Here is a 19,442-nt window from a genome sequence, read left to right as displayed (position 1 = left end):
CTCCACACGCCGGGCCGCCGTGGGGGCCGAAGCCACCCGCGGCGCCCCGGCCCTGCTATCGTCAGAGGTCCTTCGGCAGGTCGGCGGACAGCCACTTCTGCGCGATGGCGTTCAGCGAGCCGTCGGCCTTGGCCGCCGCCAGGATGCCGTTCAGCTTCTCCAGCAGGGCCGGCTGCTCCTTGCTCAGGCCGATGTAGCAGGGGGAGTTCTTGATGAGGAACTTCAGCTCCGGCCGCTTCGGCGGGTTGCGGGCGAGGATCGCCGCCGCCACGACGTTGCCGGTCGCCACCACCTCGACCTGACCGGACAGGAAGGCGGAGATGGTGCCGTTGTTGTCCTCGTAGCGCTTGATGACCGCGTCGGCCGGGGCGATCTTGGTCAGTTCCAGATCCTCGATGGCGCCGCGGGTCACGCCGACGGTCTTGCCGGCCAGATCCTCCGGCTTCGCGGCGGTGACGCCGGCCGGGGCGAAGACGCCGTTGAAGAAGGGCGCGTAGGCGTCGGTGAAGTCGATGACCTTCTCGCGCTCCGCGTTCTTGCCGAGGCTGGAGATGACCAGATCGACCTTGTTGGTCTGCAGGAAGGGGATGCGGTTGGCGCTGGTCACCGGCACCAGCTCCACCTTCACGCCCATCTTGGCGCCGATCAGCTTCGCCACGTCGATGTCGTAGCCGAGCGGGGTCATGTCCGGGCCGACCGAGCCGAAGGGCGGGAAGTCCTGCGGGACGGCGACGCGCAGCGTGCCGCGTTTGGTGATGTCCTGAAGGGCGTCGGCCCGCGCGGCAGGGGCCTGGGCGATGGAAAGGCCGGCGACGGCGGCGACGGCCAGGGCGAGCAGGGTCCTGCGCTTCATGTCTCTAACTCCTCCGGTTCTGGATGGAATGGGTTGCTTGAAAGGGGTCAGGCGGGGGCGCCGGGCGAGAGGATCTCGCGCAGGCCGGCCAGGGGATCGGGGGCGGCGGCGAGGTCGAGGCCGTCCTCGACGCGCCGGATGTGCTCGTCCATCAGCCGCGCCGCCCCGGCGAAATCGCCGTCGGCCAGCAGCGTCACGATGCCGGCGTGATCGTCGCTGGACGCCGCGGCGTCCTGGTCGGACTGGTAGAGCATCGAGACCAGCGTCGTGCGCGCGGTCAGGTCGCGCAGGATGTCGGTCAGGAAGGCGTTGCCGAAGGCGTGGGCAAGGTGGATGTGGAAGTCGCCGAGCAGGCAGGTGCGCGACCCGACATGGCCGGTGTGCAGCGCCTCGCGCTCCTCCTCGACATGGGCGCGCAGGTGGGCGACGGCGTCGCCGGGCAGCGTGTGCAGATCGCGCAGCATCCCGGTCTCGATCACCCGCCGCGCCTGGAAGGCGGCCCGCGCCTCCGTCGCCGAGGGCTCGACGACGAACCAGCCGCGCCGGGCGCTGACATGGACGATGCCGCGCGTCTCCAGCCGCATCATCGCCTCGCGCACGCGGGTGCGGGACACACCGTAGACCTCGGCCAGCTTCGCCTCCCCCAGCCGGGTGCCGGGCCGCAGCCGGCCGCCCAGGATGGCGGAGATCACGCTGTCTTCGATGCTGTCGGGAAGCTGGGTCATCAGGCTGCCGCACCAATCTTGTATACAAGACTGTTGAGCAAGCGGCGTGCCAACCGGAAAGGCGCGGAAACGCTGGGGTCCGCCTCTTGTTTCGATCAAAAATTGGGCATCGAGACGACCTGATTAAGCCTTATGCACTTTTCTGCAGCACCGCTTCGTTGCGCTTGCTCCGAATGGCGAGAGACGACGGCGGAAAAGGCGGAACCAACGCCTGCCGGTGCCAGTTGGGTTGAGGGACTCTCCCGCTTTGTAAAGAGGACCGTTCCCATGGCTCGTGCAGCCACCCATTCCCTTGCCATCGTCACCGGCGCGTCCACCGGCATCGGCCTCGAACTCGCCAGGCAATGCGCCCGGAATGGCTTCGACCTCCTGATCGCCGCCGACGACCCGGCCATCGAGGAGGCCGCCAGGGAACTGCGCACGCTCGGCGTCACGGTGGAGACGCTGCAGGCGGACCTCGCCACCCTCGACGGCGTCGACAAACTCCTCGCAGCGGTGAAGGGCCGGCCGGTCGATGCCCTGCTCGCCAACGCCGGCCACGGGCTGGGCCACGGCTTCCTCGACCAGGACTTCCAGGAGGCCCGCCACGTCATCGACACCAACATCACCGGCACGCTGTACCTGATCCAGAAGGTCGGGCGCGGCATGCGCGACCGCAAGCAGGGCCGCATCCTGATCACCGGCTCGATCGCCGGCTTCATGCCCGGCACCTATCAGGCGGTCTACAACGGCACCAAGGCCTTCATCGACTCCTTCTCCTTCGCGCTGCGCCACGAGATCAAGGACTCCGGGGTGACGGTCACCTGCCTGATGCCGGGCGCCACCGACACCGAGTTCTTCGAGCGCGCCGGCATGGAGGACACCAAGATCGGCCAGGGCAAGAAGGACGACCCGGCGATGGTCGCCAAGGTTGGCTTCGACGCGATGATGCGCGGCGACGGCGACGTGGTGGCCGGCTGGAAGAACAAGCTGCAAACCGCCATGGCCGCCGTGACGCCCTCCGGCGTGCTGGCCGAGCAGCACCGCAAGCAGGCCGAGCCCGGTTCCGGCCACCACTGATCGATACCCGCCCGGCCCCCTTCCACCACCCCCACGGAGGAGCTTCCCATGAAAGCCCTGGTCTGGCACGGCACCGCTGACATCCGTTACGACACCGTCCCCGACCCGGAGATCGAGCAGCCCCGCGACGCCATCGTCAAGGTCACGTCCTGCGCCATCTGCGGTTCGGATCTGCATCTCTACGACCACTTCATGCCCGGCATGGAGAAGGGCGACATCATGGGCCACGAGTTCATGGGCGAGGTCGTCGATGTCGGGGCCGAGGCCAAGAGCGCCCTGAAGGTCGGCGACCGCGTCGTCGTTCCCTTCACCATCTGGTGCGGCGAGTGCGACCAGTGCCGCCGCGGCAATTATTCGGTCTGCGAGCGCTCCAACCGCAACAAGGCGATGGCCGACAAGCTGTTCGGCCACGCCACCGCCGGGCTGTTCGGCTACACCCACCTGACCGGAGGCTATGCGGGCGGGCAGGCGGAATATGTGCGCGTCCCCTTCGCCGACCGCACCCATGTGAAGATCCCGGACGGGCTGAGCGACGAGCAGGTGCTGTTCCTCGGCGACATCTTCCCCACCGGCTGGCAGGCGGCGGCGCAGTGCGACATCCAGCCGACCGACACGGTGGCGATCTGGGGCTGCGGCCCGGTCGGGCAGATGACGATCCGCAGCGCCATCCTGTTGGGCGCCAAGCAGGTCATCGCCATCGACCGCGTGCCCGAACGCCTGTCCATGGCCAAGGCCGGCGGCGCCATCACGATCAATTTCGAGGAGGAAAGCGTCGTCGAACGGCTGAACGAGCTGACCGGCGGCAAGGGTCCGGAGAAGTGCATCGACGCCGTCGGCATGGAGGCGCACGCCACCGCCACGCTCGATTCCATCTACGACCGCGCCAAGCAGGCGCTGATGCTGGAATCCGACCGCGCGCATGTGCTGCGCGAGATGATGTATGTCTGCCGCCCGGCGGGCACGCTGTCGATTCCCGGCGTCTATGGCGGGCTGATCGACAAGGTCCCCTTCGGCATGTCGATGAACAAGGGCCTGACCTGGCGCATGGGCCAGACCCACGTCAACCGCTGGACCGACGACCTGCTGCGCCGCATCCAGGAGGGCCAGATCGACCCGTCCTTCGTCATCACCCACACTGTGGGTCTGGCCGACGGGCCGGGCATGTACCAGACCTTCCGGGACAAGCAGGACGGCTGCATCAAGGTCGTGCTCAAGCCGTAACAGGGAGGCGCACCATGGCGTATTACCGCAGGAATTCGTCGGCGGACCGGATGGCCCGTGGTTTGGGCTGGTTCAGCATCGGGCTGGGTGTCGCCGAACTGGTGGCCGCCCGCCGCCTTGCCCGCTGGATGGGGATGGAGGAGCAGGCCGGTCTGATCCGGGCCTACGGCGCGCGCGAGGTGGCGACCGGCGTCGGGCTGCTTGCGATGGGCGACGCCCGCCCCTGGATGTGGGGGCGGGTCGCCGGGGACGCGCTGGACCTCGCCACGCTGGCGTCGGCGCATCACGATGGCAACCCGCGCCGGGAGAATGTCGCCACGGCGCTGGGCGCGGTCGCGGCGGTGACGGCGCTCGACGTGCTGTGCACGGCGATGCTGCACCGGGAGGAGGCGACGGCCTGGACGCCGCCCCCTGACTACAGTGACCGCACCGGCCTGCCGCGCCCGCCCGCCGCCATGCGCGGCGCGGCCAAGGACGCCCCGATCCCCGCCGACATGCGGACCCCGGCCATCCTGCGCTTCGAACCCGCAGGGGCGAATTAGCATGAATACCCCTCTCCCCTCTGGGGAGAGGGTGGCCCGAAGGGCCGGTGAGGGGGTTGCGCTTTTGCCGGACGTAGCGCCACGCGCACCCCCCTCACCCTAAACCCTCTCCCCAGGGGGAGAGGGGGCAACGAAATAGCACTTCCAGTTCAGCAACACCCCGCCTTGCCGGCGCCGTAACGAGCCTGCAGACGGTTGTCGAGAAACTCGGTGTAGGTCATCGCCGGCTGGTCGGGGTGCCGGGTCCGCATGTGCTCCAGATAGGTGTCGTAATCCGGCACCCCGATCATGAGCTTGGCCGTCTGTTCGAAGTAACCGCGGAACCGGCTGAGGTTGCTTTTCAAGCCGCTCATCGGTTGTCCTTTTCCAATATGCCGTTCCCTCACTCCCGAAGGAGTGAGGGAACGGTGTGCCCCTACTCAATCCCCCGCCCGCGCGGTGGCGCCGCCCGTCGGGATTTCCCGGGTGGTCGGGCGGTCGCTGCGCAGCGCCTTCAGACAGGACAGGACGCCGAAGACCAGCACCGCCAGCACCACCAGAACGAACAGCGAGGCCAGCGCCGCGTCCAGGTAATCGTTGAAGATCACCTGCCGCATCTGCTCCATCGAGGTCGCCGGGGCGAGCAGCCGGCCCTCGTTGGCGGCGGTGCTGAAACGCTCGGCGTGGGCGAGGAATCCGATCGCCGGGTTGCTGTGGAAGACCTTCTGCACGCCCGCGGTCAGGGTGCAGATCAGCAGCCACGCCGCCGGCACCATGGTCACCCAGGCGTAGCGCTCCCGCTTCATCCGGAACAGCACCACCGTCGCCAGGATCAGCGCGATCCCCGCCAGCATCTGGTTGGAGATGCCGAACAGCGGCCAGAAGGTGTTGATGCCGCCCAGCGGATCGACCACCCCCTGGTAGAGGATGTAGCCCCAGGCGGCGACGCACAGGCCGGTGGCGATCAGGTTGCCGGCCCAGGACGCCGTGCGCTGCAGCGGCTTGAAGAAGACGCCCAGCAGGTCCTGGAGCATGAACCGCCCGGCGCGGGTGCCGGCGTCGACGGCGGTCAGGATGAACAGCGCCTCGAACAGGATGGCGAAATGGTACCAGAAGGCCATCATGCCCTTGCCGCCGAACAGCTCGGAAAAGATCTGCGCCATGCCGACCGCCAGGGTCGGCGCGCCGCCGGCCCGCGACAGGATGCTCACCTCGCCGACGTCCTGCGCCGTCTGGGTGATCATCTCCGGCGTGATGACGAAGCCCCAGTTGTTGATGACCTGGGCCGCCGACTCCGCCGTGGTGCCAAGCAATGCGGGCGGGCTGTTCATGGCGAAATAGATGCCCGGCTCGATGCAGGAGGCGGCGACTAGCGCCATGACGGCGACGAAGGACTCGGTCAGCATGCCGCCGTAGCCGATGAAGCGGGTGTGGACCTCGTTCTCCACCATTTTAGGCGTGGTGCCGGAGGAGATCAGGGCGTGGAAACCCGACACCGCGCCACAGGCGATGGTGATGAACAGGAACGGGAACAGGCTGCCCGACCACACCGGGCCGGTGCCGTCGATGAAGCGGGTCACGCTGGGCATCTTCATCGGCGGTGCGACGAGCAGGATGCACAGCGCCAGCATCACGATGGTGCCGACCTTGAGGAAGGTCGACAGATAGTCGCGCGGCGCCAGCAGCAGCCACACCGGCAGCACAGACGCCACGAAGCCGTAGCCGATCAGGATCCAGGTGATCTGCACGCCGGTCAGCGTGAAGACCGGCGCCCAGGTCTCGCTCTGCGCCACCTGCCCGCCGAGCAGGATCGCCGCGATCAGCAGGAAGAAGCCGATGATGGAAATCTCGCCGATCCGGCCGGGGCGCAGGAAGCGCATGTAGACGCCCATGAACAGGGCGATCGGCACGGTGGCGGCGACCGTGAAGAAGCCCCACGGGCTGTTGGTCAGCGCCTTGACCACGACCAGGGCCAGCACCGCCAGGATGATGACCATGATCATGAAGGTGCCGAACAGCGCGATGACGCCGGGGATGTCCCCCAGTTCGGCCTTGATCAGCTCACCGAGCGACCGCCCGTCGCGGCGCATCGAGACGAACAGGATCATGAAGTCCTGCACCGCCCCGGCGACCACCACGCCGGCCAGAATCCACAGCATGCCCGGCAGATAGCCCATCTGGGCCGCCAGCACCGGGCCGACCAGCGGGCCGGCGCCGGCGATGGCCGCGAAGTGATGGCCGAACAGGACGTACTGGTTGGTCGGGACGTAATCCAACCCATCGTTGTGGCGCATCGCCGGAGTCGGACGCGCCGGGTCCAGCCGCATGACGCGGGTGGCGATGAACAGGCTGTAGTAGCGGTAGGACACCAGATAGGTGCAGACGGCGGCCACGACCAGCCAAAGGGCGTTGATGGTCTCGCCGCGCGCCAGGGCGACGGTGCCGAGCGCAAAGGCGCCCAGCACGGCGAGGACCAGCCACGGCGCGTGATTGAGGATGCGGGGCATGCGTACTCCTCCCAAACGATTCGCAATCGTTGAAAAGCACGATGAACCTGATGAAAACGATGGAGAATCATCCTCTCATCACGCCCGAACGGGAAGAGCAAACTCGCCGGTCGCGACAAAATGGGTCAAAAATAAGGCGTACCCTCAATTCGGGCGGGCAGCCCACCGCCGTTGAACGATCAGGGTGCCATGGACGACTCCGGCGCCCAGGCTGGTGTGGCCGCTGAACATGACGAGGCCGAGTCCCCAGCCCTGCCACGTCACGAGGAGGCCCAGCGCCCCCAGCAGGGAAACCGCCCCGCCGACGCGCAGGGCGGCCGTCGCGGGGGCCGGCAGGGACCGTCCGAACAGGTCGTGCTGCGGGCGGTCCATGGCGAAGGCCAGCGCGGCGAAGCCCGTCAGGCACAGGATGAAGGACGACAGATGGATCATGCTCATCCCTCGCGCAGAACGGCGCCGCCGGCCGGCTTATTGACGGGTTGCTTAACGGTTTCGGGGGCCGGCTTGCGGGCGGGCCGCGTCTTGGGCTGGTGGCGGAGCGTGCGGACCGCCAGGACGGCGTGAAGCGCCGCCAGCGCCCAGCACATCAGGTCCATGCCGATGAACACCCAATCGCCTTCGGCCAGGCTGCGCCATAACGGGCGCTGCGTGGTCGCGGCGTTGAGAACGGGCAGCAGCGCCAGCAGCGCGGTGGCCAGCCACAACTGCTCGACCCAGGCCTTCTTCGCGGGACGCAGCACGCCATGCAGCAGAGTCAGCGCCCAGACGATGAAGAAGCTGTGGATCTCCCAGTTGGCGCGGTCCGCCAGGGTCTCCGGCAGCAGGCGGTTCGCCCACAGGAAGGCCGCCATGGCGACCGACAGACCGGCGATGCTGGCGATGTTCAGCCGCTCCACGACGTGGAAGCCGACATGGGGCCGGGCCGGATCGGGCAGCTTCTGCCGGCGCTTCACCGTCCACATCACCAGACCGGTCCCCACCATGGCGGTGCCGGCGAGGCTGACGAGGAAATAGAGCCAGCGTGTCACCGAGTCGCTGAAACGCCCCAGATGCAGGGCGTAGAGCACGCCGCGGGTCTCCGCCGCCGGTCCCACCCCTTCATGGACGGCCAGCAGTTTGCCGGTGGTCCCTTCGAACTCCAGATATTGCGGGCTCATCGAGACGCGCCCGCCGTCGCCGCGCGCCACCGCCACCCGCGCCGCCGCGTCGCCGGGATGGGTGGCGGTGACCCGCCCGACGCCGTCGCGGCCCCAGCGCTCCTGGGCGTGGCGCACCATCTCCTCGATCGAGGCAAGCGGGGCCGCCTCGCCGCTGGGCTTGCCCGGCTGGATGAAGGCGCTGAGTTCGGCGTTGAGCTGCTGGCGATCCGCCGCGGTCTTGATCCCTGCCTGCTGGCCCCAGGGCATGTAGAGCGCCATCAGCGTCACCAGCCCCGTGTAGGTGATCATGGCGTGGAACGGCAGCCCGAACACCGACAGCGCGTTGTGCGCGTCGAGCCAGGAGCGCTGCCCCTTGCCCCAGCGGAAGGTGAAGAAATCGACAAAGATCTTCTTGTGGGTGATGACCCCGCTGACGATGGCCACCAGCATGAACATGGCCGCGATGCCGGCGATCCAGCGTCCCCACACCACCGGCATGTAATGGAACTGGAAATGGAAGCGGTAGAAGAAGTCGCCGCCCAGCGTCGCGCGGGACGACACCGTTTGCCCGGTCGCCGGGTCGAAGTTGCCCTCGCCGAAGGCGCGCTGGCCGGGAGCCGCCCCGGCGGTGCGCCAGAAGGCGTAGACGCTGTTGTTGCGGGCGTCCGGCAGGCGCAGGCTCCATTGCGGGCTGCCCGGCACCAGGGCGACGAGTTCGTCGGCCACGCGCTGGGCGACCATGGCCTGATCCGGAACCCCGCTCTGCGCCGGCAGTTCGGGACGCATCCATTGCGACAGCTCGTCCTTGAAGTAGGACACCGTCCCGGTGAGGAACATCGCGTAGAGCACCCAGCCGAGAAGCAGCCCGACCCAGCTGTGCAGGTCGGACATGCTCTGGCGGAGGCCGCGGCCGTCGGGGCGCGCTTCCTGATCCGTCTTCACGCTCGGCTCCCCATCACCAGACCGACCACGCCGCCAGCAGCAGCGGCGCGGCCACGACAAGAAGGCCCGCCCAGGCGCGCAGCGCGCTGCGGACCGCGAAGACCCAGATCACGGCGGCGGCGTAGACGAGGAAACTCGCCATCTCGCCGGTGAGCACCGCCTGCGGCGTGCTCATGGGAAGCGCCAGCACCGCCACGCTGGCAAGCGCGGCCAGCGCATAGCCGCCGAACAGGGCGGCGGCTATGCGCGAGACGAGCGGACCGACAGAACGGACCCGTCCGGCCACGGAGGTCATTTGTTGGGCGTCGCCGCCGGGCCGGCGGGGACCGGCGCCAGACCCTCGGGGTGGACGTAGGTCACCGTGGTGACGTAGCTGACGCCGTCATACTTCTCGGCGCCGTTGGCACCCTGGCGTTCGCCGGGGGTGCGCTCGTTCAGGCTGACCTCGGCCACGTAGGTGCCCTTCCACGGCAGGTCGAAGGTGACCAGACCCTGCTCGTCGCTGTGCTCCTCCTTGGCCCAGCCGGACTGGGTGACCAGCATCACCTTGGTCTTGGCCTTGGGCTGGCCCTGGAAGACCAGCTTGAACTGGCCCGGCTTGCCGGTGGGCACCAGATCCAGCGTCAGCTTCGGCGTCTGCTCGGCGAAGCCGGTGATCAGGCGCGCAGCGGGGTGGAACCAGTTGGTGGTTTCCTTGTCGCCCTGCTTCCACGTGTAGAGCGGGTAGAGCGTGTCCTCGGCGACGATGCTCTCACCGTTGGCGGCCTTGAAGGGCAGCGCGAAGCCGTCCGCGGTCTTGGCGGCCTCGACCTTCTGCTCTCCCTTGGCGGAGAGCAGCGTGCCGGCCGGCTTGCCGAACTTGTCGAGCAGGCCGGGCGAGACTTCGCGCAGGTTCTCGCCGAACTCCCCGAAGCGGATCGTGGCGTTGCCCTGGTCGGGCTGCTCGATCCAGATCTGGTGGGCCTGGGCGGGCATGGCGAAGCCCAGCGCGGCGATGAAGGCGAGCGACAGTTTGTTCATGACGTCATCCAAAGGAATGGCTTGGCGGAGTTAGAAATCGACGGTGGCGGACAGCAGCACGGTCCGCGGCGAACCGACGGTCACGTAGGTGCCGGTGGTCAGCCAGTACTCCTTGTCGAAGAGGTTCTCGACGCTGGCGCGCAGCACGACGGGCTTGCCCGACACGTCGGTGGTGTAGCGGGCACCGATGTCGAAGCGGGTCCAGCCGTCAAAACGCAGCGTGTTGGCGTTGGTCAGGTAGGAGCCGGAGGTGTGGATCACGCGCCCGTTGAGGGCGAGACCCTCGACCCACGGGGTGTCCCAGTCCAGGCTGGCGGAGAAGCTCTTGTCCGGCACGCCGGCGGCGTCGTTGCCTTCTTCCGAGGCGACGGCGGTCTTCGTCAGCTCCGGCTTCAGGAAGGTCGCGCTGGCCATGGCGCGCAGGCCGGGCAGGATCTCGCCGTAGGCGGACAGCTCCAGGCCGCGGTTGCGCTGCTCGCCGTCATAGGCCAGCTCGTTGGACGCGGTGCGGATCGAGCTGGGGCGGGTGATCTGGAACACCGCGGCGGTGGTCGTGATGGTGCCCCAATCGACCTTGACGCCGCCCTCGAGCTGCTTCGACTTGTAGGGTTCGAGCACCGCGCCAGTGTTGGCGTAGCCGGCGCCGACGATGGTGCCGCGCGACAGGCCCTCGGCGTAGTTGCCGTAGACCGCGACATTCTCCAGCGGCTTGACGACCAGACCGGCGAGCGGCGTCGTGGCGCTGGCGTCGTAGTTGCTGGTCTGCGCGCCGGTCGTGGTGCTGTAGCCCTTCACCTTCACCGTCTGGTCGCGCACGCCGAGCGTCAGCAGGACGCGGTCGTTGACGAAGGACAGCGTGTCGGCGATGGCGATGCTGCTGAGCGTCGTCTCGGCCGACTTGCGCGGGTCGGTGCGCGGCGCGGTGATGACCGGCAGCGGCGCCGGGTTGTAGATGTTTGACGGGGCCGAGCCGGCGGCCTGGATGTAGGCGTTGCCCTCCTCCCGCTGGAAGCCGGTGTAGCCGATGTTGACCTGATGGCGGACGGGACCCGTCTCGAAGCGCAGGCGCGCACCGGCCGTGCCGCTGACCGTCTCGCTGTAGGAGTCGTAGTAGGAGTTGCGGACCGTGAAGTTGCCGAGCGCGTTCACGGCGGGGTTGGACTGCGGGAACACCTGATCGTTCGTGCCGTCCCGGTAGCCGATGCCGGCGTAGGCGGTCAGCCAGTCCGTCACGTCGAACTCGATGTTCGAGGCGATGGTCTTGTCCTTCTGGACCAGCGTCGTGTTCGGGTACCAGTTGCTCCGCGCGTCGGGCGGCGACGGGATGGCCGTCGTCGTGGACAGGATGCTGATCTGCGGGCGGAAATTGTCGGTGTCGTCGCGCTGGATGATGCCGTCGAGCGACCAGCGCAGCCGCTCGCCCCGGTAATCCACCGCCAGCGAGCCGAGGCCGGTCTTCACGTCGCCGTCCTCGATCGAGGCTTCGCCGCCGCGCAGCAGGCCGTTGAAGCGCACGCCCCAGGCGTTGTTCTCGCCGAAGCGGCGCCCGGTGTCGACATGGACACCGAAATTGGCATCGCTCTGGTAGAGCCCGGTCACGCGGGTCAGCGGCTGATCGCCGGCCCGCTTGCTGAGGATGTTGATGCCGCCGCCGATGCTGCCGCCGGGGGCGATGCCGTTCATCAGCGCGCCCGGCCCCTTCAGAAGCTCGATCCGCTCGATGATCTGCGACGGCACGCGGTTGGAGGACACCAGCCCGTACATGCCGTTGAAGCCGACGTCGCCGGACGGAACCGCGAAGCCGCGGATCTGGAACGTGTCGTCGAAGCCGTTGCCGCCGGTGGTCGTGCGCACCGACGAATCGTTGACCAGCGTGTCGGCCGCGGTGCGCGCCTGCTGGTTCTCGATCAGCTCGGAGGTGTAGTTGGTCGTGCTGAACGGGGTGTCCAGCGTGTTCCTGGTGCCCAGCAGGCCCAGCGTCCCGCCGCGCGCCACCTGACCGCCGGCGTAGGGCGGCGGCGGTTCGCCCGGCAGCGTGCCGGCGCTGGCCGAAACCTGGACGGAGGGCAGCACCGTTGCCCCGGCCGGGGCGTTCACAACCGGCGAGGACCCTTGCGCGACGAGGCCGTACCCCGAGGACGTGCCCGCGAGCTGATAACCGCTGCCGTCCAGCAGGCGGCGGAAGCCGTCCTCGACCGTCGTCGTTCCGCGCAGCCCCTGGGAGGTCTTGCCCCGGACCTGCGCCGGGTCCACGGCAATGCTCACCCCGGCCTGGGCGGCGAAGCTGCGCAGCGCGGCGTCCAGCGGCCCTGCCGGCACGTTGGCGTCGACCGTGCGGGCCGCCGCCGTCTGGGCCTGCGCGGCCGGCGCGAAGGGAAGGCTGCCCGCGAGGACGGCGCTGGCAAAGCAAACGGCCATGGCGACCGGGCGCAGACCCGGTGCGAAGACGTCATGCGCGGCGCCGCGGCGGCGGACGGTCAGGCGCAGAGCGTCCTTGCCGCAAGATTGAGACATTGAGCCAGTTCCTCTACCAAAAGGTGTATATGTGGCGTAGCGTCAGCGACCGGCACCCTGTCCGTTTCAAATAAGCCGAACATCTGCGCTGATCGCGTGAATGCGAATGATTTTCATTCTAAGCATCAGCCGACGGATTGCGCAAGGGGGCAACGTCACCGTCCTGGTGATCGTTTGCGCCTTTATGTCCGTGAATTCTTTAGGGGAATTTCGCGGGCGACGTCAGCGCCCGCATGCGGGCGCGAGATGCGGGAGAAGGATTGACCGACGCGCCGACAGGCTCAGGCACTGCCCCGCACCAGCAGTTCGAACCCCACGTCCTGGGTGCGGTTCTCCACCTCGCCGCCCTGCATCCGCCGCAACAGGAGGTTGGCGGATTCCGTGCCGATCTTGCGGCTGGCGATGGCGATGGTGGTCAGGCCCGGCGTCAGTTGCCCGGCGATGTCGTAATTGCCGAAACCGGTGATCGCCAGATCCTTCGGCACCGAGATTCCCAGGCCGCTGCAGGCCAGCAGGGCGCCGGAGGCCAGCACGTCGCTGACGAACACCACGGCGTCGGTGTCGGGATGCTGTTCCCGGACCAGCTTCAGCAGCTCCACGCCGGTCGCCATTACCATCGGTCCGCTGGCGACCGTGACGACGCGCGGCGTCACGCCCGGGAAATGACGCTCATGGGCGTCCTGGAAGCCCTTCAGACGCTCCTTGGCGCGGTGGTCGCCCGGCTTCATGACACCCGTGAAGGCCAACCGGCGGTAGCCGCGCCCCACCAGATGGTCGACCACGCTCATCAGGGCGGCGTGGTTGGAGAAGCCGACCAGCATGTCGACGGGGCGGTTCGTCCAGCTCCAGCTTTCGACCACCGGAACCCCGGTGCGCTTCAGGAGGGCCGTGGTTTCCTGGGTGTGGCGGGTGCCGATGATGAAGAAGCCGTCGGGGCGCCGCCCGCTGAAGCTGCGGACCAGCGACTCCTCCCGCCCGGCCATGTAGTCGGTGTGGCCGAGGAAGACCTGATAGCCCTCCGGCAGCAGGACGTCGGTCAGGCCCTGGATGGTTTCCGCGAAGATCGAGGCGGAGATGGTCGGGATGATCGCCGCCACCGTCATGCTGCGGTTGGAGGCGAGGTGGCTCGCCGCCAGGTTCTGCACGTAGCGGGTTTCGCGAACCGCCTCCTCGATGCGGGCGAGCGTGTCCGGGCCGACGCTGCGCGGATCGCGGAGCGCGCGCGAGACCGTCTGCGTGGAGACGCCGGCGGCCTGCGCCACATCGGCCATCGTCACCGCGCGGGTCGCGGAGCGCCGCCGTGACTCCGCCTTTCTGAGCGAAAGCTGTCCTTCGTCCGACACCTGGGATGACCTCTTTCCTGCCTCCGCCGGCCCGCCTTCGGGCACGAACCGGCCGCCTTCTTGTGCATGGCCGCGCCCGCCGTTGCAAGCCGGGCGCGGCGCCATTTCCACAATCCATAGCGCATTTCATGTTAGCGGTCACGCGAACGCTAACGTTATCGCTCGCCGAAGATGCTTGATTGCCCCAACCAATCATGTTACCGGTCACGTTAGCGGTCACTCGGAACGGACGCGAAGGCGGACGTTCCGGGGGGCGCTGGGAGGGACACCGCGGCGGCCCGATGGCCGGACGGCGGGCAAGCAACAAAGACAAGCAACGAAGCAGGCAAGACATGAGCGTTCTTGCGAACAGCGTCGCCTGGGTCACCGGCGGCGGCAGCGGAATCGGGGAGGCCGGCGCGCGGGCGCTGGCGCAGGGCGGCGCCACCGTCGTCCTGTCCGGACGGCGCGAAGACGCGCTCGACCGCGTGGCGGAGTCCATCCGCAACGCCGGCGGCAGGGCCGAGACCGCGGTCCTCGATGTGGCCGACGAGGCGGCGGTGCGGCGCGTGGCGGCGGCGATCCTCGATCGCCACGGGCGAATCGACACGCTGGTCGCCAGCGCCGGGATGAACCTGCCCAACCGCAGCTTCCGCGACCTCGGGACGGAGGGCTGGCGGCGGCTGGTCGACGTCAACCTCAACGGCACCATGCACGCCATCCAGTCGGTGCTGCCCGCCATGCGGGACCGCCGGTCCGGCACCGTCATCATCGTGTCCTCCTGGGTCGGGCGGCACGCGCTCGTCCTCGGCGGACCCGGCTACAACGCCACGAAGCAGGCGCTGGTGACGCTGAGCCACAGCCTGAACATGGAGGAATGGCGCAACGGCCTGCGCTCCTGCGTGGTCATGCCGGGCGAGGTGGCGACCGACCTGCTGGGCCAGCGCCCCTCCCCGCCTCCGGCGGAGGAGATGGCGCGCCTGCTCCAGCCCGAGGATCTGGGCCGCACCATCCGCTTCGTGGCCGAGATGCCGCCCCACGTCTGCGTCAACGAAATCCTCATCAGCCCCGTCTGGAACCGCGCCTTCTTCGCGCAAGCCCCGGCGACCAACGGCTGACCAACCTATCCTTCCGCCCCATCCTTCCGCCATGGCCGGCGGATCCACGGCAACAAGACCCGGACATCATGGACAAGAAACGCAACATCCTCAGCGGCTACCGTGTGCTCGACTGCTCCATCGCCATGGCCGGCCCGCTGGCGGCGCAGCGCCTGGGCGACCTCGGCGCCGACGTGGTGAAGGTGGAGCCGGTGACCGGCGAGTGGCAGCGCCACACCGCGGCCGGCGGCATCACCGGCAACAAGGTGAACGTCTCCTTCCTGTCGCTGAACCGGAACAAGCGCTCGCTCGCCGTCGACCTGAAGAACACCGAGGGCAAGGCCCTGCTGATGGAGCTGGTCAAGACCGCCGACGTGTTCCTCCAGAACTACCGGCCCGGCGTCGCCAAGCGGCTGGGCGTGGACTATGAATCGCTGTCGGCGATCAACCCGCGCCTGATCTACCTGTCGATTTCCGGCTATGGCGAGACCGGCCCCTACGTCCAGCGTCCGGGCCAGGACCTGCTGTTGCAGGGCATGTCCGGCGCCATGCTGTCGGCGGGCCGCGAGGGCGAGGCCCCGACCCCCGCCGGCCAATATCTGGTCGATGCGATCACCGGCTACACCGCCTTCGAAGGCGTGCTGGCCGCTCTGCTCCACCGCGAGCGCACCGGCGAGGGCCAACTCGTCCAGGTCAACATGCTGGACGCCATCACGACGATCCAGATGCAGGAGTTGTCGGTCTTCACGGTCGGCGGCAAGCCGCAGACCCGCTCCGCCGAGCCGCACGCCCATGTCTACATCCGCGCCCCCTACGGCGCCTTCGCCACCAGCGACGGCTTCATCATCGTGGCCTTCCCGCCGCTGAAGCTGCTGGGCGAACTGATCGGCGAGCCGTCCTTCCTCGACATGGAGGACGAGACCGACAGCTGGTCGCGCCGTGACGAGATCTTCGCCAAGACCCGCGCCCGGCTGACCGCGAAGACTTCCGCGGAATGGCTGGAACTGTTCAACGCCGCCGGGGTCTGGGCCGGGCCGGTCTACGGCTACGCCGACCTCGTGAACGACCCGCAGATCAAGCACAACGGCACCTTCGTCGAGTACGACCACCCGACCGAGGGCCGCGTCAAGACGCCGGGCTTCCCCATCCGGTTCTCCAAGACCCCGTCGGAGGTCGAGCGCGGCGCCCCTCTGACCGGCGAGCACACCCGTGAGGTGCTGGAGGCCGCCGGCTTCACCGCTGAGGTCATCGACCGCCTGCTGGCCGCCGGCGTCGTCGCCGCCACCGAGCCGGATGCGGAGGAAGAGGAGGTTCGGGCATGCGCTACCGCGCGCTGACCTGGGACCACCCGCGCGGCTACAACGCCTTGGCGGCAGCCGCCGCCGGGCTGGACGAGGCGCGCGACGGGCTCGCGATCGATTGGGACAAGCAGCCGCTCGAAGGCTTCGAGGCCCATCCGATCGGTGACCTCTGCGCCCGCTACGACCTGATCGTCCTCGACCACCCCCATGTCGGGGAGGCGGTCGCGGAGCGCGGCCTGATCCCGCTGGAGGATCTGTTCACCGCCGGGGACCTCGCCGGCTGGCAGCGCGACAGCATCGGGCCGAGCCTCGCCAGCTACCGCTTCGCCGACCGGCACTGGGCGCTGCCGCTCGACGCGGCGACGCAGGTCACGGCCTGCCGCGTCGACCTTCTGGACGGGCCGATCCCCGTCACCTGGGCGGAGGTGGCCAGCCTGTCCGAGCGGGCGCCGGTCGCCCTGTCGCTGGCCGGGCCGCACGCCTGCCTGACCTTCCTGTCCATGGCCACGGCCTTCGGCGATCCGCCCGCGGTGGCCGATCCCGACCGGCTGGTCTCGGCAGAGGTGGGGACGCAGGCGCTCGACCTCATGGCGACGCTGGCCGGGCGGGTGCCGGCGGCGGTGCGCGGGCTGAACCCCATCGGGCTGCTCGGCCACATGGCCCGCACCGACGACGTGGCGCTCTGCCCGCTGGTCTACGGCTACGTCAACTACGCGGCCCCCACCGCAGCGGGCGAGAAGCCGCTGACCTTCGCCGACGCGCCGCGCGCCACGGCGGACGGGCGCCCCGGCTCGACGCTGGGCGGCACCGGCATCGGCGTCTCCGTGCGCTGCGAGGTAACGCCCGCCCTGCTCAACCATCTGCGCTGGCTGCTCGGCGCCGAGGCGCAACGGAGCTTCATCCCGGCCCATGACGGCCAGCCGAGCCGCCGCGACGCCTGGGCGGACGCGGCGGTGAACACCCGCTGGGGCGGTTTCTACCGCAACACCGCCGCGACGCTGGAGGCCGCCTATGTCCGCCCGCGCCACGCCGGCTACATCGCTTTCCAGGCCGAAGCCGCCGCGATGATCCGCGACGCGCTGGCCGACGGCACGCCGCACGCCGCCTTGCTCGACCGTCTGCAACACCGCTACGCCGCCAGCCGCCCGGACACGTCCGGACCGGGCGGCGCCGAACGATAAGGCCCATCCCATGGACTCGCTCAACACCCCCGATCCGGCGCTTGGCGCGGTCACCGTCACGGTGGACGGCTTCGTCGCCACCATCACCCTCGACCGCCCGCAGAAGCTGAACGCGGTGACCCCGGAGATGGCCGCGGAGCTGGTCGCCGCCGTCGCCCGCTGCAACGCCGACGACGACATCCGCTGCGTCGTGCTGACCGGCGCCGGGCCGCGCGCCTTCTGCTGCGGTTCCGACATCCGCGAGCTGGACCGCTACGACACCGCCTGGAACTTCCGCAACCGCGAGGACTATTGCGACGCCATCCGCGGCCTGCGCAAGCCCAGCATCGCCGCGGTCAACGGCTACGCCTTCGGCGGCGGGCTGGAGACGGCGATGAGCTGCGACATCCGCATCGCGTCGGAGAACGCCCAGTTCGGCGCGCCGGAGATCAAGCTCGGCTGGATCGGCGGCGGCGGCGTGGCGGCCTTCCTCTCGCACTCCATCGGCACCTCCAACGCCGCGATGATGATCCTGACCGGCGACCCGATCCCGGCGGACAAGGCGCTGGCCTGGGGCCTCGTCAGCGAGGTCGTGCCCGCCGACCGTCTGCTCGCCCGCGCGCAGGAGATCGCCGCCATCGTCGCCAGCCGCGCGCCCATCGCGGCGGAGACGGCGAAGCTGAACCTGAAGGCCGCCCACACCATGCCGGTGGAAAAGGCCATCGAGTACGAGCGCGACCTGCAGACCATCTGCTTCGCCACCGCGGACGCCGCCGAAGGGCGCGCCGCCTTCAAGGAAAAGCGCAGCCCGGTCTTCCGGCGCAAGTGACGACCCGGCGCAAGCAAGAGGAGAGGAAATCATGAGCAAGCGACCCCTTCCCCTCGACCCCGCCGCCGCCCTGCCGGCGGACGAGGGCGCGCTGCTGGTCGGGCGCGCCTGGCGCCCGGGCGTCGGCCCCTCGGTCATCGCCGTGCGCGGCCGGGACGTCTTCGACATCACCAGCCGCGACGCGCCCACCGTGCGCGATCTGGTGGAGACCGGCGCCGCCGCGGCCATCGCCCGCGACCTGCCCGGTGAATGGATCGGCACCGCTGCAACGCTTCTCGCCAACTCCGACGAGGACCGGCGCGACCCGGAGCGGCCCTGGCTGCTGGCCCCCATCGACCTCCAGGCGGTGAAGGCGTCCGGCGTGACCTTCGTGGTCAGCCTGCTGGAGCGCGTCATCGAGGAGCAGGCGCGCGGCGCCCCGGAGAAGGCGCTGGCCATCCGCGCCGACATCGACGCGCTGATCGGGCGCGACCTGTCCAGCCTGAAGCCCGGCTCGCCGGAGGCCATGGAGGTCAAGAAGGCGCTGATCGCCCGCGGGGTGTGGTCGCAGTATCTGGAGGTCGGCATCGGCCCCGACGCCGAGATCTTCACCAAGGGCCAGCCGATGTCGGCGGTCGGCACCGGCGCCCATGTCGGCATCCCGCCCTATTCCGTGTGGAACAACCCGGAGCCGGAAATCGCCGTCCTGGCCTCCAGCCGCGGGGACATCGTCGGCGCGACGCTCGGCAACGACATGAACCTGCGCGACGTCGAGGGGCGCTCCGCCCTGCTGCTCGGCAAGGCGAAGGACAACAACGCCAGCGGCTCCATCGGTCCGTTCATCCGCCTGTTCGACGACCGCTTCACGCTCGACGGCGTGCGCAGCGCCGAGCTTGGGCTGGTGGTCGAGGGCAGCGACGGCTTCCGGCTGGAGGGCTCCAGCTCCATGTCGCAGATCAGCCGCGACCCGGTGGAGCTGGTGGAGGCCACCATCGGGGAGAACCACCAGTATCCGGACGGCTTCGTCCTGCTGCTCGGCACCATGTTCGCGCCGGTCGAGGACCGCGACCGTCCGGGCGAGGGCTTCACCCACAAGCTGGACGACGTGGTGACCATCACCGCCCCGGCGCTGGGCAGCCTGACCAACCGGGTCCGCCATTGCGCCGACTGCGCGCCCTGGGACTTCGGCGCCGCCGCGCTGATGCGGAACCTCGCGGGCCGCGGCCTGCTCGGCTGATGCCGCCCCGAGACCA

General features: G+C 69.1%; 18 protein-coding genes. 8 read left to right on the top strand and 10 right to left on the bottom strand.

The features are described 5' to 3' along the window. Nucleotides 1-61: 61 nt before the first annotated feature. Nucleotides 62-853: a transporter substrate-binding domain-containing protein gene (locus tag H1Q64_RS21420; protein ID WP_035677591.1), complete on the bottom strand. Its 792-nt coding sequence runs from the start codon at nucleotides 851-853 to the stop codon at nucleotides 62-64. A 47-nt stretch (nucleotides 854-900) separates the two neighbouring features. After that, a complete protein-coding gene (locus H1Q64_RS21415; protein WP_145627020.1) occupies nucleotides 901-1,578 on the bottom strand; it encodes a GntR family transcriptional regulator in 678 nt (225 codons plus the stop codon). Between the two features lie 267 nt (nucleotides 1,579-1,845). On the opposite strand from H1Q64_RS21415, the gene H1Q64_RS21410 reads away from it, so the two are divergent. From H1Q64_RS21410 to H1Q64_RS21400, 3 genes are read left to right on the top strand one after another with little or no spacing between them, the layout of a single operon-like run. Then, on the top strand, nucleotides 1,846-2,637 hold the full coding sequence (locus H1Q64_RS21410; RefSeq protein ID WP_237905518.1) for an SDR family NAD(P)-dependent oxidoreductase: 792 nt from the start codon (nucleotides 1,846-1,848) through the stop codon (nucleotides 2,635-2,637). Nucleotides 2,638-2,685: 48 nt separating this feature from the next. Next, the gene (locus tag H1Q64_RS21405) at nucleotides 2,686-3,858 is read left to right on the top strand and encodes a zinc-dependent alcohol dehydrogenase (protein WP_237905517.1); all 1,173 of its coding nucleotides are present in this window, start codon (nucleotides 2,686-2,688) and stop codon (nucleotides 3,856-3,858) included. 14 nt (nucleotides 3,859-3,872) lie between these two features. Beyond that, complete coding sequence (locus tag H1Q64_RS21400) at nucleotides 3,873-4,400, top strand: cyclase dehydrase (RefSeq protein ID WP_237905516.1); 528 nt, start codon at nucleotides 3,873-3,875, stop codon at nucleotides 4,398-4,400. 149 nt (nucleotides 4,401-4,549) lie between these two features. On the opposite strand, the gene H1Q64_RS21395 is transcribed toward H1Q64_RS21400, so the two are convergent. The 8 genes from H1Q64_RS21395 to H1Q64_RS21360 form a co-directional block, all read right to left on the bottom strand. Then, the gene (locus H1Q64_RS21395; RefSeq protein WP_014197888.1) at nucleotides 4,550-4,753 is read right to left on the bottom strand and encodes a YbdD/YjiX family protein; all 204 of its coding nucleotides are present in this window, start codon (nucleotides 4,751-4,753) and stop codon (nucleotides 4,550-4,552) included. A 66-nt stretch (nucleotides 4,754-4,819) separates the two neighbouring features. Beyond that, complete coding sequence (locus H1Q64_RS21390) at nucleotides 4,820-6,886, bottom strand: carbon starvation CstA family protein (protein ID WP_237905515.1); 2,067 nt, start codon at nucleotides 6,884-6,886, stop codon at nucleotides 4,820-4,822. A 144-nt stretch (nucleotides 6,887-7,030) separates the two neighbouring features. Next, nucleotides 7,031-7,318, bottom strand: a complete 288-nt coding sequence (locus H1Q64_RS21385; protein WP_237905514.1) for a DUF3325 domain-containing protein — start codon at nucleotides 7,316-7,318, stop codon at nucleotides 7,031-7,033. 2 nt (nucleotides 7,319-7,320) lie between these two features. Beyond that, nucleotides 7,321-8,916, bottom strand: coding sequence for a PepSY-associated TM helix domain-containing protein (locus tag H1Q64_RS21380; RefSeq protein ID WP_237906487.1), 1,596 nt, complete (start codon nucleotides 8,914-8,916; stop codon nucleotides 7,321-7,323). Nucleotides 8,917-8,980: 64 nt separating this feature from the next. Beyond that, entirely contained in the window at nucleotides 8,981-9,262 is a 282-nt protein-coding gene (locus H1Q64_RS21375; RefSeq protein WP_014197892.1) for a DUF3649 domain-containing protein, read from the bottom strand. Further along, on the bottom strand, nucleotides 9,259-9,987 hold the full coding sequence (locus H1Q64_RS21370) for a DUF4198 domain-containing protein (protein ID WP_237905513.1): 729 nt from the start codon (nucleotides 9,985-9,987) through the stop codon (nucleotides 9,259-9,261). The genes H1Q64_RS21375 and H1Q64_RS21370 overlap by 4 nt, the downstream gene beginning before the upstream one ends. Nucleotides 9,988-10,017: 30 nt before the next feature. After that, nucleotides 10,018-12,501 (bottom strand): TonB-dependent receptor, encoded by a 2,484-nt coding sequence (locus H1Q64_RS21365; RefSeq protein WP_237905512.1) that lies wholly within the window; start codon nucleotides 12,499-12,501, stop codon nucleotides 10,018-10,020. A gap of 281 nt (nucleotides 12,502-12,782) precedes the next feature. Further along, nucleotides 12,783-13,844 (bottom strand): LacI family DNA-binding transcriptional regulator, encoded by a 1,062-nt coding sequence (locus H1Q64_RS21360; protein ID WP_237905511.1) that lies wholly within the window; start codon nucleotides 13,842-13,844, stop codon nucleotides 12,783-12,785. Between the two features lie 332 nt (nucleotides 13,845-14,176). On the opposite strand from H1Q64_RS21360, the gene H1Q64_RS21355 reads away from it, so the two are divergent. The 5 genes from H1Q64_RS21355 (at nucleotide 14,177) to H1Q64_RS21335 (ending at nucleotide 19,426) form a co-directional block, all read left to right on the top strand. Further along, nucleotides 14,177-14,941, top strand: a complete 765-nt coding sequence (locus tag H1Q64_RS21355) for an SDR family oxidoreductase (protein WP_237905510.1) — start codon at nucleotides 14,177-14,179, stop codon at nucleotides 14,939-14,941. Between the two features lie 68 nt (nucleotides 14,942-15,009). Further along, nucleotides 15,010-16,257 carry a CaiB/BaiF CoA transferase family protein gene (locus H1Q64_RS21350; RefSeq protein WP_237905509.1) on the top strand — a complete coding sequence of 416 codons (1,248 nt, stop codon included), beginning with the start codon at nucleotides 15,010-15,012 and terminating at the stop codon, nucleotides 16,255-16,257. Beyond that, nucleotides 16,239-17,402 (top strand): extracellular solute-binding protein, encoded by a 1,164-nt coding sequence (locus H1Q64_RS21345; protein WP_237905508.1) that lies wholly within the window; start codon nucleotides 16,239-16,241, stop codon nucleotides 17,400-17,402. Before H1Q64_RS21350 ends, H1Q64_RS21345 begins: the two co-directional genes overlap by 19 nt. A 10-nt stretch (nucleotides 17,403-17,412) precedes the next feature. Continuing rightward, nucleotides 17,413-18,210, top strand: a complete 798-nt coding sequence (locus tag H1Q64_RS21340) for an enoyl-CoA hydratase/isomerase family protein (RefSeq protein ID WP_051140522.1) — start codon at nucleotides 17,413-17,415, stop codon at nucleotides 18,208-18,210. 31 nt (nucleotides 18,211-18,241) lie between these two features. Further along, a complete protein-coding gene (locus H1Q64_RS21335) occupies nucleotides 18,242-19,426 on the top strand; it encodes a fumarylacetoacetate hydrolase family protein (protein ID WP_237905507.1) in 1,185 nt (394 codons plus the stop codon). Nucleotides 19,427-19,442: the final 16 nt, after the last annotated feature.

The sequence above is a fragment of the Azospirillum brasilense genome (genome assembly GCF_022023855.1).
Taxonomy (GTDB): domain Bacteria; phylum Pseudomonadota; class Alphaproteobacteria; order Azospirillales; family Azospirillaceae; genus Azospirillum; species Azospirillum brasilense_F.
Note: the sequence above shows the minus strand (reverse complement) of the source record. Positions and strands in the feature narration are given on the sequence as shown.

Bases quoted from the DNA above. Each gene is read 5' to 3' on its own strand.
- H1Q64_RS21395 (WP_014197888.1), bottom strand. From the start codon at position 4,753: ATGAGCGGCTTGAAAAGCAACCTCAGCCGGTTCCGCGGTTACTTCGAA.
- H1Q64_RS21345 (WP_237905508.1), top strand. From the start codon at position 16,239: ATGCGCTACCGCGCGCTGACCTGGGACCACCCGCGCGGCTACAACGCC.
- H1Q64_RS21385 (WP_237905514.1), bottom strand. From the start codon at position 7,318: ATGATCCATCTGTCGTCCTTCATCCTGTGCCTGACGGGCTTCGCCGCG.
- H1Q64_RS21420 (WP_035677591.1), bottom strand. From the start codon at position 853: ATGAAGCGCAGGACCCTGCTCGCCCTGGCCGTCGCCGCCGTCGCCGGC.
- H1Q64_RS21365 (WP_237905512.1), bottom strand. From the start codon at position 12,501: ATGTCTCAATCTTGCGGCAAGGACGCTCTGCGCCTGACCGTCCGCCGC.
- H1Q64_RS21380 (WP_237906487.1), bottom strand. From the start codon at position 8,916: ATGTCCGACCTGCACAGCTGGGTCGGGCTGCTTCTCGGCTGGGTGCTC.
- H1Q64_RS21370 (WP_237905513.1), bottom strand. From the start codon at position 9,987: ATGAACAAACTGTCGCTCGCCTTCATCGCCGCGCTGGGCTTCGCCATG.
- H1Q64_RS21375 (WP_014197892.1), bottom strand. From the start codon at position 9,262: ATGACCTCCGTGGCCGGACGGGTCCGTTCTGTCGGTCCGCTCGTCTCG.
- H1Q64_RS21335 (WP_237905507.1), top strand. From the start codon at position 18,242: ATGAGCAAGCGACCCCTTCCCCTCGACCCCGCCGCCGCCCTGCCGGCG.
- H1Q64_RS21390 (WP_237905515.1), bottom strand. From the start codon at position 6,886: ATGCCCCGCATCCTCAATCACGCGCCGTGGCTGGTCCTCGCCGTGCTG.
- H1Q64_RS21400 (WP_237905516.1), top strand. From the start codon at position 3,873: ATGGCGTATTACCGCAGGAATTCGTCGGCGGACCGGATGGCCCGTGGT.
- H1Q64_RS21410 (WP_237905518.1), top strand. From the start codon at position 1,846: ATGGCTCGTGCAGCCACCCATTCCCTTGCCATCGTCACCGGCGCGTCC.
- H1Q64_RS21405 (WP_237905517.1), top strand. From the start codon at position 2,686: ATGAAAGCCCTGGTCTGGCACGGCACCGCTGACATCCGTTACGACACC.
- H1Q64_RS21340 (WP_051140522.1), top strand. From the start codon at position 17,413: ATGGACTCGCTCAACACCCCCGATCCGGCGCTTGGCGCGGTCACCGTC.
- H1Q64_RS21415 (WP_145627020.1), bottom strand. From the start codon at position 1,578: ATGACCCAGCTTCCCGACAGCATCGAAGACAGCGTGATCTCCGCCATC.
- H1Q64_RS21355 (WP_237905510.1), top strand. From the start codon at position 14,177: ATGAGCGTTCTTGCGAACAGCGTCGCCTGGGTCACCGGCGGCGGCAGC.
- H1Q64_RS21350 (WP_237905509.1), top strand. From the start codon at position 15,010: ATGGACAAGAAACGCAACATCCTCAGCGGCTACCGTGTGCTCGACTGC.